This is a genomic window from Pedobacter frigiditerrae, from assembly GCF_032678705.1.
GTDB lineage: Bacteria > Bacteroidota > Bacteroidia > Sphingobacteriales > Sphingobacteriaceae > Pedobacter > Pedobacter frigiditerrae_A.
The window spans coordinates 655,989-670,422 of the sequence record NZ_JAVTSS010000001.1 but is presented as its reverse complement, the minus strand read 5'-3'; the positions used below and the strand labels follow the sequence as shown (position 1 = coordinate 670,422).

Sequence of the window (14,434 nt, the reverse complement as noted above, 5' to 3'; positions counted from 1 at the left end):
GTATGACACCTCATAATAAAGAAGAAATCATAAAAAGCTACATTACTGCTTATAACAATTTTGATCTTGAAGGAATGTGCTCACAATTACATCCTGACATAGAGTTTATTTACATTGATAAAGGAGAACCTAATTTAACTTTGAATGGCATCGAAGCTTTTAAAGCTCAAGCTGAACAGGCCGCTGCAATGTTTTTTGCTAGGAAACAAGAGATTAAAGCTATCGTTTATGGCGATAACCATGTAGAGGTTGATATTAATTACACTGGTACTTTGGCTGTTGAGTTTCCCAATGGTTCAAAACCTGGTGATAAAATTGAACTGAAAGGAAAATCTGTTTTTCAGTTTCATGATGGGATGATTTTGAAGCTGGTTGATATGAGTTAATTATTGTTATAAAGGCCAGTTCATCACTGGTATTTGCTTTTTAACAAACTACGTCATTGCGAGCCCCTGTTTTTCACAGGGCAAAGCAATCTCCTTTTGGCAGGTAAAGAAAAATAGTTTATTCCACCGCTCAGGCTTGCCTCGGCTCTTGACAGCCGATGGGTCAAGCCACTTTTTCCTTGATGAAAAAGTTGCCAAAAAATCAAGGCTGTGAATGCCATGTCGGAATAATACGTCAATTGTTTTTGAGTCGCAAGCTGAGCCGTTCGGCTGAAAAAGCCTCACTTCTCCACCTTGCTGATTTATCTCTAGAGAGAAATCATCGCTTTAAACAATTAACTATTCTTCCTTCCCTTGCATTCAAGGCCGTATGCGTTCTTGGGTTTAGGTTGTGAGATTTTGAGGGGTTGCAAAGTTTCATAACATATTAAGTGTGCTTTTAAATAAATTCTACATCTCTTCATTCAAATTTTTATCTTCGATTAATCGGAAAATTAACAAGCTCAAAAAATGTCATCCATTATCCCTAAACCTGTAATTTATTTAACCCTTGGTTGTATTGTCTTATTCTCTATTGCGATAGGTGTTTTTGTGTATGCAGTAAAAGCAAAAAGAGCAGTGCCAGGTTCGTTTAATTCTACTTTATATGGCAAATCTGATGAAGTCGAGCCTTTTAACAAGGATACCGACAAAAAAGAATACGAAAGGGTAATGACTGAATACCTTTCGTTAACTACTATGGCAAATGGCATATACCCTGTTGATACAACTTTAGTTGGTAGAGAAAAGGCAATGTCTAATGTTAAAGACATTGGCATTTATTACTGGACAAGGAATTTGGAAATTCTAGATGACTTAAAACAAATAGATTTACCTAAACAATTGGTTGCTCGTGTGCAATTATTTAAGGAGTACTGCCAGTTAAATAAAGAATGTTGTGAGCTGATTTATAAAGCTGTTGATGAACATTCTACTGCTTATGATGAGAAGATTGAAGCTTACTTTACACGGATTGACGCGAAAGTAAAGGTGATAAATGGGGGTTAGAGAGTTCCTTGCAAAGTTTTTAATTTTCTAAACCAGATTGCAGTGGAAATACTTTTTTTAAACCTATAAGGTTTCCAAAACCTTATAGGTTTGATTGAAAAAAGATTGGAACGAAAAGCGGGGCTATCGCAACCGACGCCCCACCGCAATTGCTTTGCTAATCTTTTTAATTCTAAAAACCGTCAGCTGAAGCAAACGGCAATGAAAGCTAAAGCAGACGGCAATGTTGAGCATCACGAAATCCCATCCCGATAGCTATCGGGATCTCGGGAAACTAATGAACAATTGAACCAATGAACTAAATAACACTTCGACTACTCTCAGTGTGACACTTATCTAAACTGCTTCATAAAGGTTTTCACGCTTTCTTCTACGTCATTTTCATTTAGACTTTTTACAAACGCGCTACCGATGATGGCTCCACTTGCGTATTCATTAGCAGAATCGAATGTTTTCTTGTCGGAAATACCAAAACCAATCATCAATGGATTGTTTAAATTCATGGCTTGAATACGAGCGAAATAATCTCTTGCTGAAGTAGAAACATCTAAGTTTTTTCCAGTAGTTGCTGCAGAAGATAGTAAGTAAATAAAGGCATTGCTCAAGCCATCAATTTTACGAATACGTTCTTCGGATGTTTGTGGTGTAACCAAGAAAATATTGCTTATGCCGTGTTCTTCGAAACAGGTGTGATACATTTCTTCGTACTCGTACATTGGCAAATCTGGAATGATACAGCCATCTACTCCTACTTCTTGGCATTTTTTGCAAAAATTTGCTACTCCATATTGCAGAACCACATTTACATAACCCATTAATAAAATAGGAATACTTACGGTTTTGCGTAAGTCTTTCAATTGGTCAAATAAAATTTCTAATGTCATTCCGTTATCCAATGCTTGTTTGCTACTTCGTTGAATAACTTCGCCATCGGCTACAGGGTCTGAATACGGAAACCCGATTTCCATAAAATCTGCACCAGAAGCTTCCAATGCCTCAGCAATTTTTAAGGTATCATTTAAGTTCGGATAGCCCGCTGTATAATAGATGGAAAGGATGTCTTTCTTTTTATTTTTGAAAAGTTGTTGTAATCGGTTCATATCTTGAGATGTGAGATATGAGATGTGAGATATGAGATGCTTGAACTATAAAAATTCTCAAATCTCATATCTAATTTCTCAAATCTATAAATTAAAATGTTTCATATAAGTTTCCATGTCTTTGTCGCCCCTACCGGATAAACAAACGACCACGTTTTCGCCTTCTTTAAATTCCATATATTCTAAGTAAGCTAAGGCGTGTGCGCTTTCAATTGCAGGAATAATTCCTTCTAGTTGCGTTAATAACAAGCCTGCATCTAAAGATTCATCATCTGTGATAGACACATATTTACCGCGACCAGTTTTAAACAAATGTGCATGTTGCGGACCAATACCAGGATAATCCAGCCCTGCTGAAACTGAATGTGGTTCTACCACTTGCCCGTCTGAGGTTTGCATTAAAATACTTCTACTGCCATGTAAAACACCTTCTTTACCTAAATAGGTTGTGGCCGCAGAGAGACCAGAAGCTACGCCTTTACCAGCGGCTTCAACGGCAATCAGTTTTACGTTTTGGTCATCAATAAAATGATAGAACATACCAGCGGCATTACTTCCGCCCCCTACGCAAGCCATTACATAATCTGGTTGATCTTTGCCAGTTTGTTCTATTAATTGCTTCTTAGTTTCTTCAGAAATTACAGATTGAAAAATAGAAACCATATCTGGATATGGATGTGGCCCAACCACAGAACCAATGATGTAATGTGTATCAACAGGATTATTGATCCAATCTCTCATCGCTTCATTAGTTGCATCTTTAAGCGTTTTGCTACCTGACGTTGCAGGAACAACTTTAGCTCCTAACATTTTCATACGAGCCACATTTGGTGCTTGACGTTTAATATCAATCTCGCCCATATAAACTACGCATTCTAATCCGCGTAAGGCACAAACTGTTGCTGTTGCCACACCATGTTGACCAGCACCTGTTTCGGCGATGATGCGCTTTTTACCCAAACGTTCTGCCAATAGAATCTGTCCGATGGTATTGTTGATTTTGTGTGCACCAGTATGGTTTAAATCTTCACGTTTAAGGAAGATATTTGCTCCATATTTTTCAGATAATCGTTTAGCCAAATATAGCGGAGAAGGGCGACCAACATAATCTTTCAATAGCGCTTTAAACTCTTCTTGAAAGCTTGGCTCGTTAATGATGCCCAAGTATTGTTGCCTTAACTCTTCTACATTTGGATATAACATTTCTGGGATGTAAGCTCCTCCAAAATCTCCGTAATAACCTCTTTCGTTTACAAAATAGCTCATAATTTTATAGTTATAACCGTCATTTCGACGATAGGAGAAATCTTTTAGTTTAGTCTGTTACAGATCAGATATCTCCTCTTGCCTCGTTCGATATGACGATTTATTTTATTTATTTTTTTCCTCCCCCAACCCGCTCCAAAGGGGGACAGCATAGTTCAAGAATTCATCTCTTTAAAAAACTCTCTTAACTTTTTTACATCCTTTAATCCTGGTTCTAGCTCAAACTTGCTATTTACATCTACGGCGTAAAGTCTTGGGTCGTTTATATTTTTTATGGTTGTTGTATGTGTTAAATCAATTCCCCCACTTAAAAAGTATGGCTTATTTAAAGTATAGTTCGTTAACAATGTCCAATCAAACATCTTTCCTGAACCTCCATGTGCAGGTGTTTGGGTATCGAACAAGAAATAATCAACTGTATTTAAATAAGTTTCTAATTTAGAAAAATCAAAGTTTTCATCTATGCCAAAGGCTTTTATTACTTCCACACCTGTGGATTTTAATTCAGCACAATAAGCCACATCTTCTTGTCCGTGTAATTGCACCGCTTTTAAATTGTATTTAAAAATGTATGCTTTAACTGTCTCTAAATCTTCATTAACAAATACGCCTGTAGTTTTAATAGTTGATGGAACATATTTGATCAGTTCTGCGGAAACCTCACTAATAAAACGTGGCGATTTTGGGTAGAATATAAAACCTAAATAGTCAGGTTGTAATTCTGCTACCGCAGCGATGTTACTCGCTTGCTTCATTCCACATATTTTTAGTTTCAACTTCATCTTTTATGTTCGAACCATATAAGAAATATAAGTTCATTTAAGTTAGACGCAAAAGCTTATATTATCTTAAATGCCTTATATAGTTACTTTATTAAACAGTTATCAATTTTTTAAAACTCTCTAAAGCTTTTTTATTCATTAAAGATTCTTCGGCTTCGTAATAACAATCGGCAAAAGCAACATCTTGTTTAATGGTTTGGATGGCTAAAGCGGCATTACTTAATACTACATTCATTTGGGCATCAGTTCCTTTTCCGTTTAAAATATTGGTAAAAATTTCTGCCGATGATTCTACTGTATCACCACCTTGAATGTCCTTTTCGCTAATTTCTTCAAAACCTAAATCTGAAACCTTGTTTAAAGCTTCTCCTTTTTTACTGAAAGTTTTAAAATCGCAGGTTAAGGAAACTTCATCAAATCCATCCACTGCGTGAATAATGGTATAATTTTTATCGGTTTGCTGATATAAATAGGCATATATTCGAGCTAACTCTAAGCTAAATACGCCAACGATTTGGTTTTTCGGTTGTGCCGGATTTACCATTGGTCCGAGCATGTTAAAGAATGTTTTAACACCCAATTCTTTACGTATTGGAGCTACGGTTTTCATTGCCGGATTAAACAATGGTGCATGTAAAAAACAAATACCTGCTTGGTCTAAGCTACGTTTTAATTGGTCTTCATCGTTGGTAAAAGTATAACCTAAATATTCCATCACATTGGATGAGCCGCAGCCAGAAGACACACCATAGTTACCATGTTTGGCCACTTTATGACCAGCACCAGCAACTACAAACGAAGCCAATGTTGATATATTAAAAGTGTCTTTTCCATCACCACCAGTACCACAAAGGTCTACCAATTCGAATTCTGAAAGGTTAATTTTTAAGCATAAATCTAACATCGCATCACGGAAACCTTGCAATTCATCAACAGTAATGTTTCTCATCCCGTAAGCAGTAATAAAAGCTGCAATTTGTGAGGTATTAAATTCACCTAAAGCGATTGAGGTTAGAATTCTTTGCGCTTCTTCTTTGCTAAAGGTTTTATTTTCGAAAAGATGGTTTAATATTTTTTTCATCAATTAACTTATTGTTGTTAATGGTTCATGAGAACTCTCCCAATAAATTGGGATCGGTTCATGGTTTTAAAACAAAAAAGGTTGCCTTTTTACAAGCAACCCTTCAAAATATTTTTATAAAAAAATAAACGTATAAATAGGATTACATCACGCTGTTGCGTTATGCCACCACCAATTTTTATTTGCGTTTATCTGTATCATTCTGTTGGCAAATATGTAATAGTTTTTGTTTAAATGCAAAAAGTTTTTGAATTATTTAGGTTTTACCTCTGTTAACAACTCTTTGATAGCTGTCAATAACTGCTCATCCTTGCCCTGATCAATCATTCCAGGAATATTTTTAACTTGTATGTCTGGTTTGGTTTCATTGTTCTCTAACCATTCTCCTGCCTTATTTTTAGCACTAACAGGAATAGAACCCCATCTTGTACCATCAATTAATGTTTCCCAACCTGCAAAACTACAAGTACCAGGAACAGGCATACCAACTGTTTTCCCGATTTTTAAATCTTTATAACCGCAAGAGAAACAATGTCCGTCGCTATAGTTTGCCTCGTTAAACATCGCCAGGGTTGGTTTAGTCCACCTAAATGTTGGCTCCCCACCTACCGAACGTTTATCTGTTGCATAATCTAAAAACTTCTGACCAGTAAAGAACATCGCTAAATCCGACACCAAATCGCCACCACCATTAAATCGAGTATCTACAATAACCGCTTTTCTGTCCGCATATTTACCCATCATCTCTTCATATACATTTCTATAAGGACCATCGCTCATTCCTGGAATATGCACATAACCTAACAGCCCTTTACTTAAACTATCTACCTCGGCCTGATTAGTTTTAACCCATCTTCTATAAAGCAATTGATTTTCTGCACCTATAGTAATTGGCTTCATTGTTAATTGCTGTCTTTCTCCGTTTTTAGGATTTAATATCTCTAATAAAGTAAGCTGACCAGCTTTTCTGTTTAAATACTTAGCAATATCTTGATTAGCTTCAATTAATTGACCATCTATTTTTTCGATGATCATTCCTTTTTTAGCAACTGTATTTGCTGCTCTATCTAATGGCCCACCAGCTAAAATCTCATCAATCAATATTCCATCACCTTTGTGAGAATAGTTTAATAAAACTCCAAGAGAAGCTGTAGCATCATCGCCTGGTGCACTACTACCACCGTACCTTGCACCAGAGTGAGATACGTTAAGTTCTCCCAATAGCTCAGATAACATTTCTGCAAATTCGTAGCTATTACCAATAGAAGGAAGATATTTTTTATAAGCTGGTCTTAAAGCTTCCCAATCTGCGCCATGCATGTTAGCTGTATAAAACATCCCTTTGTTTCTTAGCCAAACGTGTTCAAACATATACTCACGTTCTGCTTCTGCATTAACTTGCACTTCTCCCTCAATGGTAATTGGCTCTCTCTTATTATTTTCGGTATTGATTTTAGAAACTCTTCCTCCGCTTAACAGGTACAAATTCTTTTGCGCTTTATCCCACATTAAACTTCCTCCCATCCCATCTAAAGCAATTTCCATTTTAGTTTCCTTAGTACGAAGGTTAGTGCTCCAAAGATTAGTGCCTTTTTCGAAACTTGCTAAATAGAAAAGCTTTTCGCCATCTTTTGTAATTACCGCATCACTTAGTGAAGAAGAATGAATGGTTAACCTAGCCTTTCTCATTTCAATTCCATCCCAATCAAACTTAATGGTAGAATCTGGTTTAACAGGTTTAGTTCCCTTTTCCTTTTCGGCTTTTTTATCAGCTTCGTCCTTAGCTTTCTTTTGTGTTGCTTCCATTTCTTTTAGCAATGCAAAGTCTTCTTTATCTAGATTAAAACGATCCCAAGCATCTTTTGTGAAAAACATTCCATAAACATCACGTTGTGAAGAACCAGAATTTGCTTGAGATTTCATTCCATCTCTATTGCTAAACCACAACATTTGTTTGCCTCCATTTACCCATTTTGCATTGCCATCTCCAAAACCACTTTTGGTTAAATTTCTCATTGGCAATTTGCCTTTTGCGTCTAATAATACCACTTCGCCATTTGACATGGTTGGACGATAAGTTGCCAAAAGCCATTGACTATCTGGGCTCCAGGTGAAATACTGGTCGCCATCTTGCATATAAAATAACTCGTCTGGAGACAATAAAGTAACTGCTTGTTTGGTGCCCATTTCCATCACCCTTAAAGCTCTTCTATCTTCTATGTAAGCTATTCTTTTGCCATCGGGCGATATGCTTGGCATGTAATTATCCTTATCGTTGCTTACTAAAGGTTTTTCTTCCAACACCGTTGATGCAAAAAAATAAGGTTCTTCTTTACGAGCTTTTTTTACTTCATAAATGCGCCATTTGCCATTTCTCTCGCTAGAATAAATAATTGATTTACCATCTGGAGCAAAATCAACAAACCGCTCTTGCTCTGAAGTATTAGTTACTCTTTTTGTCATCTTGCCATCGGCTGATGTTACAAAAACTTCGCCTCTGGCTATAAAGGCAACTTCTTTTCCATCTGGAGAAACCGCCATCTCTCTAACTCCCCCATTTATGGCAATAAAGCTTTCATTGTTATTTTTGTCTTGAGTGGTTATTGCTACTTCTACTTTTTTAGGCTGTTGCCCTGGCCTTAATGTGTAAATCTCACCATCATAACCGAAACTTAACAAGCCATCGATAGAAGAACTTAAAAACCTAACAGGAAAAGTTTTAAAATTGGTTATTTGCTCATTTTTAGCATTAGCTGACAAAGGCATTTTATGGATATTAAAGTTTCCACTTTGTTCACTTAAATAATAAATGCTTTTTTCTTGGTCAGCAAATACTGGATTACGATTCTCTCCATAAAAACTACTAATTTGTTGATGTTTATTTGTCTTTTTATCATACAGCCAAACTGCTCTGGCTACAGAAGATTTATGGTGTTTACGCCATTCATTTTCACCACCCTTTTTATCATGATAAATCATTTTTGAGCCATCTTTTGAGGATTGAACATATTCTGCAGGAATAGTGAATATTTGATTTATCCTACTTCCCTCGGTTGCCACGCTATAAAGTTCAGGTTGAGAACCAGTGGGAAATTGACGATGGATTACTTCATCTTGTCTAACACCACCGAAAACTACAGCTTTATTGTCGTATGTAAAACTATAAGGGAATTCGTCAGCAGAGTGATAGGTTAATCTTTTTGCTGTACCTCCATTTGAGCTCATGATAAAAATATCAAAATTGCCATAGCGATTTGAAGCAAACGCAATTTGTTTACCATCCTTGCTCCATACTGGCATAAAATCATGGGCATCATGAAATGTGATTTGCTGAGCTGTTCCTCCAGCACTAGAAATTTTATATAAATCGCCTTTAAAAGTAAATACAATAGTACTTCCATCGGGCGAAATTGATGGATAACGCATCCATTGCGGTTTGGTTTCTGCATTTGCAGTAATTGCAAATAGGGAGCATAAAAGTAGCGTAAAAATTTTCTTCATTATATCGAATTTAGGTTAGCTAAAATACTTTCAAAATCTTTATTATTGACTATTATTGGGTAACATTTAGGTGAGCCTAATAATAAGTTAATTTGCAAAATCTTTCTCAAAATAATTTAGAAATATGGCATTTATTAAAAGGAAACAACACGTTGAAGACGATTTAGGCTTTGGCAAAAGACCAATGGGTAAAGACCAAAGGATGATGAATGCCGATGGAACTTCGAATGTTAAAAGAGTTGGACTTCCCATATTTAGTTCTAACGACACTTACAATTGGCTAATTTCTATGTCATGGCGAAAATTTATGTTTATTATTTTGACAGCATATTTAGCCATAAATATTTTATTCGCTTCGATTTATGTCTTAATTGGAATTGAGAATTTAAACGGAGCGCCTGGAACTACCACTCGTGACCATTTTTTTGATGCATTTTTTTTCTCAGCACAAACTATTTCTACTGTTGGCTATGGACACATTAGTCCGGTTGGATTTTTAACAAGTTGTATTGCCGCCTTTGAGTCTATGTTAGGTTTGCTAGCTTTTGCGTTAGCAACTGGATTATTATATGGCCGTTTCTCTAGACCAAATGCAAAAATTCTATATAGTAAAAATATGGTGGTAGCGCCATATAAGGATATAACAGGTTTAATGTTTAGGTTGGCCAATGGGCGAAACAATCAATTAATAGAGATAGAAGTACAAATGGTTTTTACGATAAACCAAGTGGTTGATGGTAAAAAAACAAGGCGATTTTTTCCTTTGGAGCTAGAAAGAAATAAAATTGGATTGCTATCATTAAGTTGGACGGTTGTTCATCCAATAGATGAGAAAAGCCCTTTATTTGGAATGACAAAAGAAGAAATGATTGAAGGAGAAACAGAAGTTTTAGTTCTTTTGAAAGCTTTTGATGATACTTTTTCGCAAACTGTTCATAGTAGGGCGTCTTATTTAGATGACCATATTTTATTCCATAATCGCTTTTCTCCAGTTCTGTCTCAAGATGAGGAAGGTGTAACAATATTAGATTTATCGAAACTTAGTAATACGGTTTTGGCTTAACCTCATGATCCAAGTTCTTTTAGGAATACTCCAAACAAAGACTTTATTTCTATGTTCTTTGCTTGAATTATTCACGTAATTCAATAGGATGAAGTATTATTTATCGGATGATAGTAAGAACTTTATATAAACATCTACCAATGTTTAGCACAACCCTTGCCATTGATTTGGCGAGGGTTTATGCTTATGTATATTTTCCAACTTCGTATACTTTCTTAAAATTAGTTAGCAAACATAAAAATTACTAAACACTTAGTTGTAACTAATAGTTTAATTTTTATATTTGAACTTAACAAAGCTCGATCCTATTTTTTATGAAAAAAACCATCTCTAACGCTAGAAACTTAATTTTACTCTCACTCATAACCCTTTCGTCTTTTTTTCTTTCTTGTGAAAAAACAGAAAATCAGATTAAAATTAGAATAAACCAATTTAAGCAAACTGCAGTTGCTCCTTATGGCCCAGTTATTACCTTATCAGCTCAACAAGGGAATGAGATTGGAAGTGCCAACTGGTCTGCATTTTACGATCAAATAGTTGGTTTTGATTATGAGGCAGGTTATGTTTATGATATATTGGTGGTAGAAACGGAAATCCTTAATCCTCCTGCTGACGGTAATTCTAAAGCCTATCAACTGAAACAAATACTTTCTAAAACAAAGGTTGATGAAAGCGTAACATTCAATTTAACATTAAAAAACGACTTGATTAATTATGTAAAAGGAGATGCAGTTTCAGGCTATACATTATTAGATGAGGCTGATATTGATTGTGGCACTTTATGTACTGAATTTGCAAATGCATTACAGTCAAACTCAAAATTAATTAACGGAAAGTTCTGTTTAAACTCAAATGGATCAATAAAACTGGTTGAAATTTTATAAGGGATTACTTCGTTTCCTTCAAAAAGTCAAAAATGGTTTTGTACAAGCGATTGCTTCCCCAAATCATCTGACTAATCATAGGAACATGTTTTTTATCTTCTATTTTTTCTAGCTTAACATGAACTTGTTGCTCTAGCAGTGTTTTATAAATTCGCTCCGATTGGATTTGTATGGCTTCATAAGTTTTTGTTCCATAAAAAATAAGGTGCGGATTTTTAATGTTTTTAACATAAAACAAAGGTGAACCTGCTTGCCACGTTTTCGATTCGTTGCTAAATGTTCTTAAAAAGTCTGTGTAATAATGATCTTTTTGTGCCTTAGTTAAATACTCTTCCATATCTAAACCAAAGGGATCATTTAAGATTACTCCCTTTATTGGATTTATTATCCCAGCGGTTTTAAAAAATTGAGGATCTGAGTTAATTAACTCGGCTAAATGTGCACCAGCCGAATGGCCCATTATAAAAATACGATTAGGATTACCTCCATAAGTTGAAACGCTATCTTTTACCCATTTAACAGCCTGTGCTGTAGCTGCAGCCATTTCTTTATAGGTAGCACTTGGGGCTAATGGATAATTGATGATTACACTAACCACATTGTTTTTAGCCAAATTTCTACCTAACCACCAATATGTTTCTTTTTTACCACTACTCCACGAGCCTCCATGTACAAAAATAATAACATCTCTATTTTGAACACTATCCTTTTTATGGTAAATATTTAGTTTATTCGCCTGGTAAGTATTACCCGCATAATTGATATTTTTAGCTACACGAATTTGAGCCGAGCCCGTAAAAATTTGGCCAAGGAAAGCGAAGAGCATAAAGAGGTTTTTGAGATGTGAGATAGGAGATAGGAGATAGGAGAACCATGCCCCATCTTCCCTCTTACCTGCCTGTCCGGCAGGCAGGCATTTTACTTCTTCCATTATCTAATCAACGGATTTTTCTCTTTCGCAAACAAGTCGAATACTTTTTTATCAGCGAATGCTGGAAACAATTTATTAACCCAAACAGCTAATTTCCCTTGTCCTGTCATTATTAAAGTTCTTTTTCTCTCTGCAATTCCATCACTAATAATAGCAGCAACAGCTTCAGATGTCATCATCTTACCTTCTTCCATACTTGTTTCTCCGTGAGCCGAGCCATCTTTTGCCAGTGCAGCCACGCGGATGTTGGAAGTTGTAAATCCAGGGCAAGCTACCATCACATGAACTCCAGTTTTTAGATTTTCTGTTCTGAGTGATTCCATAAAACCATTCATCGCAAATTTTGAAGCTGAATAACCAGTTCTACCTGGCAAGCCTCTATAACCTGCAATTGAAGATACAGCAACTATACTACCTTTGGTTTTTAAGATTTCTGGCAAAGCATATTTAGTACAATAAACTGTTCCCCAAAAATTAACGTCCATCAAGTTTTTTAAAACTGATAAATCAACATCGTTGAATAAAGCACGCATAGAAAGCCCAGCGTTGTTTATCAATACATCAATTTTACCAAAGGTGATTAAGGTTTGTTTAACCAGCATTTCGCAATCGCTTTCTTTGCTTACATCACACTGTACCGCTAAAGCCTTTACTTGGTATTTTGCCTCCAGCTCTGCTGTAATTTCACAAAGTGTAACGTACTGACGAGCACCTAAAACAACATTAGCACCACGTTTTGCTAATTCCTCGGCCAATGCCTTACCAATACCAGATGATGCACCGGTAATTACGACAACTTTATTCTTAAAATCCATTATTTATGCTCGAAGTAAGTTTTACACTCTACTATTTTATCTGTATTAATAATATCTGCTCCTAAATCAATGAGCTGTCTCCAACAATCTTGTGTATCTGGCGCACCCCAAAAACGCATTGCTTTGTTCAATTTATGCGCTTGTTCTATTATCTTTTTTAGTTTTGCTTTATCTTCTGCAGGAATTTCACCAATTCCTTTCCATTTAGAATAAGAAGCAAAATTATCGCTAATCATGGTCACTCTTTTTAAATCTGCTTTAGCATAGCTGATGTTTGGTAAACCATCAAAATAAACCCAACTTGGAAAAGTATGATACATTGAATCTGCAGGTCTGTTACCACTAATTACAATTTGAACTGCTTTTTTGTTCTTGCTCCTGTTGAATATTTCGCCATACTTTTCTATATGTTTTTGAAAAGCTGGAAAAGTTGCATCCCAACTTGTTTTAAAATCTATCATCAAGGTAAAAGTGTAATTTTTATCATTACTTACTTTCCCTTTATTTAGCTTGAACAGTGAATCTATCTTATTAAGATATAGCTTATTTAGCGTCTGTTTGATGTCAATTTCTTTTTTGCTATGCGCAACAATTGCTTCACCATTAACCTCAAAAATATCCGCTTCTATTTGATAGACTTTATTCTGGAAAGCTAAACTGAATTGTTGTTTTTGCACATAATCATTATGCGAATGAATTTTAACTTGTGCAAAACCAGCTGTTGCAAGTAGAACAAAAAGGATCAAAACAATTAATTTTCTCATTGTTAATTATTTAAGGAAAGAACCTTCATAAGGAACTCTAGTAATAATTGAGCGGCCAAGTGTGATTTCATCAGCGTATTCTAGTTCTCCGCCAAAGGCGATACCCCTAGCAATAGTTGTAATTGGTATTTGAAAATCTTTGAGCCTTTTATGAAGATAAAATAATGTCGTGTCCCCTTCCATATTTGCACTTAATGCCAAGATAATTTCCTTTACCGGTGTTGTTGCTACTCTTTGCACCAAGCTATCAATATACAAATCAGATGGTCCTACACCGTCCATAGGGGAAATTAATCCACCTAAAACATGGTAAACGCCAAAAAACTGATTGGTATTTTCAATGGCCATTACATCACGAGTATCTTCAACCACACAAATAACCTCTTTTTCTCTTTTGGCAGCTGTACAAATACTGCATGTGTGATGATCGGAAATGTTATGACAAATATTACAATGTTTAATTTCAGCTTTAAGCCTAATTAAAGTATTGCCAAAGTGGGAAACTTCCTCTTCCTCCTTATTTAATAAATGTAACACCAAACGTAAGGCCGTTTTTTGCCCAACGCCAGGTAGTTTTGAAAATTCATTGACTGCATCTTCGAGCAGTTGAGAAGAAAAGTTCATTCTACAAATTTAATAAAAAAGGTTGGTTATTTTGCTATTTGGTCAGTGGATGATAGTTGATAGTTGATAGCCAAAATACATAAAATGAAGATTGCCGTTTTCAATTTTAGCTATTGACCATAGTCCATCAACCAATAACTCCTTCTATTTATTTTTTCACTATCAATTGATTTAAAATTGTAAATTCTTA

Annotated in this window: 13 protein-coding genes; 4 read left to right on the top strand and 9 right to left on the bottom strand. The window is 35.5% G+C overall.

All coding sequences use genetic code 11. The annotated features are described in order from the left end of the window. Positions 1-2: 2 nt before the first annotated feature. Together R2Q59_RS02900 and R2Q59_RS02895 are read left to right on the top strand one after the other, a co-directional pair. On the top strand, positions 3-386 hold the full coding sequence (locus tag R2Q59_RS02900; protein WP_316783521.1) for a nuclear transport factor 2 family protein: 384 nt from the start codon (positions 3-5) through the stop codon (positions 384-386). 510 nt (positions 387-896) lie between these two features. Further along, positions 897-1,433: a hypothetical protein gene (locus tag R2Q59_RS02895; protein ID WP_316783519.1), complete on the top strand. Its 537-nt coding sequence runs from the start codon at positions 897-899 to the stop codon at positions 1,431-1,433. A gap of 332 nt (positions 1,434-1,765) precedes the next feature. Here R2Q59_RS02895 and trpA read toward each other — a convergent pair whose 3' ends face one another. The 5 genes from trpA to R2Q59_RS02870 all read right to left on the bottom strand — a co-directional run bounded on the left by trpA (position 1,766) and on the right by R2Q59_RS02870 (position 9,163). Beyond that, positions 1,766-2,533 (bottom strand): tryptophan synthase subunit alpha, encoded by a 768-nt coding sequence (gene trpA, locus R2Q59_RS02890; protein ID WP_316783517.1) that lies wholly within the window; start codon positions 2,531-2,533, stop codon positions 1,766-1,768. 84 nt (positions 2,534-2,617) lie between these two features. After that, positions 2,618-3,799 (bottom strand): tryptophan synthase subunit beta, encoded by a 1,182-nt coding sequence (gene trpB / locus R2Q59_RS02885; protein ID WP_316783515.1) that lies wholly within the window; start codon positions 3,797-3,799, stop codon positions 2,618-2,620. A gap of 155 nt (positions 3,800-3,954) precedes the next feature. Further along, complete coding sequence (locus R2Q59_RS02880) at positions 3,955-4,554, bottom strand: phosphoribosylanthranilate isomerase (protein ID WP_316783513.1); 600 nt, start codon at positions 4,552-4,554, stop codon at positions 3,955-3,957. Positions 4,555-4,672: 118 nt separating this feature from the next. Beyond that, the gene (trpD, locus tag R2Q59_RS02875; protein ID WP_316765540.1) at positions 4,673-5,662 is read right to left on the bottom strand and encodes an anthranilate phosphoribosyltransferase; all 990 of its coding nucleotides are present in this window, start codon (positions 5,660-5,662) and stop codon (positions 4,673-4,675) included. Between the two features lie 252 nt (positions 5,663-5,914). Next, complete coding sequence (locus R2Q59_RS02870; RefSeq protein WP_316783511.1) at positions 5,915-9,163, bottom strand: S41 family peptidase; 3,249 nt, start codon at positions 9,161-9,163, stop codon at positions 5,915-5,917. Positions 9,164-9,287: 124 nt separating this feature from the next. On the opposite strand from R2Q59_RS02870, the gene R2Q59_RS02865 reads away from it, so the two are divergent. Both R2Q59_RS02865 and R2Q59_RS02860 read left to right on the top strand, forming a co-directional pair. Further along, a complete protein-coding gene (locus tag R2Q59_RS02865; protein WP_316765537.1) occupies positions 9,288-10,226 on the top strand; it encodes an ion channel in 939 nt (312 codons plus the stop codon). Positions 10,227-10,540: 314 nt separating this feature from the next. Continuing rightward, entirely contained in the window at positions 10,541-11,110 is a 570-nt protein-coding gene (locus tag R2Q59_RS02860; RefSeq protein ID WP_316765535.1) for a DUF4377 domain-containing protein, read from the top strand. A gap of 4 nt (positions 11,111-11,114) precedes the next feature. Here R2Q59_RS02860 and R2Q59_RS02855 read toward each other — a convergent pair whose 3' ends face one another. Genes R2Q59_RS02855 through recR form a run of 4 tightly spaced genes read right to left on the bottom strand, consistent with a single transcriptional unit; the run spans position 11,115 to position 14,244 of the window. Continuing rightward, positions 11,115-12,041 (bottom strand): alpha/beta hydrolase, encoded by a 927-nt coding sequence (locus tag R2Q59_RS02855; protein WP_316783508.1) that lies wholly within the window; start codon positions 12,039-12,041, stop codon positions 11,115-11,117. Further along, complete coding sequence (locus R2Q59_RS02850; RefSeq protein WP_316765531.1) at positions 12,041-12,856, bottom strand: SDR family oxidoreductase; 816 nt, start codon at positions 12,854-12,856, stop codon at positions 12,041-12,043. The genes R2Q59_RS02855 and R2Q59_RS02850 overlap by 1 nt, the downstream gene beginning before the upstream one ends. After that, a complete protein-coding gene (locus tag R2Q59_RS02845; protein WP_316765529.1) occupies positions 12,856-13,620 on the bottom strand; it encodes a phosphatidylinositol-specific phospholipase C/glycerophosphodiester phosphodiesterase family protein in 765 nt (254 codons plus the stop codon). Before R2Q59_RS02845 ends, R2Q59_RS02850 begins: the two co-directional genes overlap by 1 nt. A 6-nt stretch (positions 13,621-13,626) precedes the next feature. Beyond that, complete coding sequence (recR, locus tag R2Q59_RS02840; protein ID WP_316765528.1) at positions 13,627-14,244, bottom strand: recombination mediator RecR; 618 nt, start codon at positions 14,242-14,244, stop codon at positions 13,627-13,629. Positions 14,245-14,434: the final 190 nt, after the last annotated feature.

Excerpts from the sequence above, each read along its gene's own strand:
- R2Q59_RS02900 (WP_316783521.1), top strand. The coding sequence starts at position 3 with ATGACACCTCATAATAAAGAAGAAATCATAAAAAGCTACATTACTGCT.
- R2Q59_RS02895 (WP_316783519.1), top strand. The coding sequence starts at position 897 with ATGTCATCCATTATCCCTAAACCTGTAATTTATTTAACCCTTGGTTGT.
- trpA (WP_316783517.1), bottom strand. The coding sequence starts at position 2,533 with ATGAACCGATTACAACAACTTTTCAAAAATAAAAAGAAAGACATCCTT.
- trpB (WP_316783515.1), bottom strand. The coding sequence starts at position 3,799 with ATGAGCTATTTTGTAAACGAAAGAGGTTATTACGGAGATTTTGGAGGA.
- R2Q59_RS02880 (WP_316783513.1), bottom strand. The coding sequence starts at position 4,554 with ATGAAGCAAGCGAGTAACATCGCTGCGGTAGCAGAATTACAACCTGAC.
- trpD (WP_316765540.1), bottom strand. The coding sequence starts at position 5,662 with ATGAAAAAAATATTAAACCATCTTTTCGAAAATAAAACCTTTAGCAAA.
- R2Q59_RS02870 (WP_316783511.1), bottom strand. The coding sequence starts at position 9,163 with ATGAAGAAAATTTTTACGCTACTTTTATGCTCCCTATTTGCAATTACT.
- R2Q59_RS02865 (WP_316765537.1), top strand. The coding sequence starts at position 9,288 with ATGGCATTTATTAAAAGGAAACAACACGTTGAAGACGATTTAGGCTTT.
- R2Q59_RS02860 (WP_316765535.1), top strand. The coding sequence starts at position 10,541 with ATGAAAAAAACCATCTCTAACGCTAGAAACTTAATTTTACTCTCACTC.
- R2Q59_RS02855 (WP_316783508.1), bottom strand. The coding sequence starts at position 12,041 with ATGGAAGAAGTAAAATGCCTGCCTGCCGGACAGGCAGGTAAGAGGGAA.
- R2Q59_RS02850 (WP_316765531.1), bottom strand. The coding sequence starts at position 12,856 with ATGGATTTTAAGAATAAAGTTGTCGTAATTACCGGTGCATCATCTGGT.
- R2Q59_RS02845 (WP_316765529.1), bottom strand. The coding sequence starts at position 13,620 with ATGAGAAAATTAATTGTTTTGATCCTTTTTGTTCTACTTGCAACAGCT.
- recR (WP_316765528.1), bottom strand. The coding sequence starts at position 14,244 with ATGAACTTTTCTTCTCAACTGCTCGAAGATGCAGTCAATGAATTTTCA.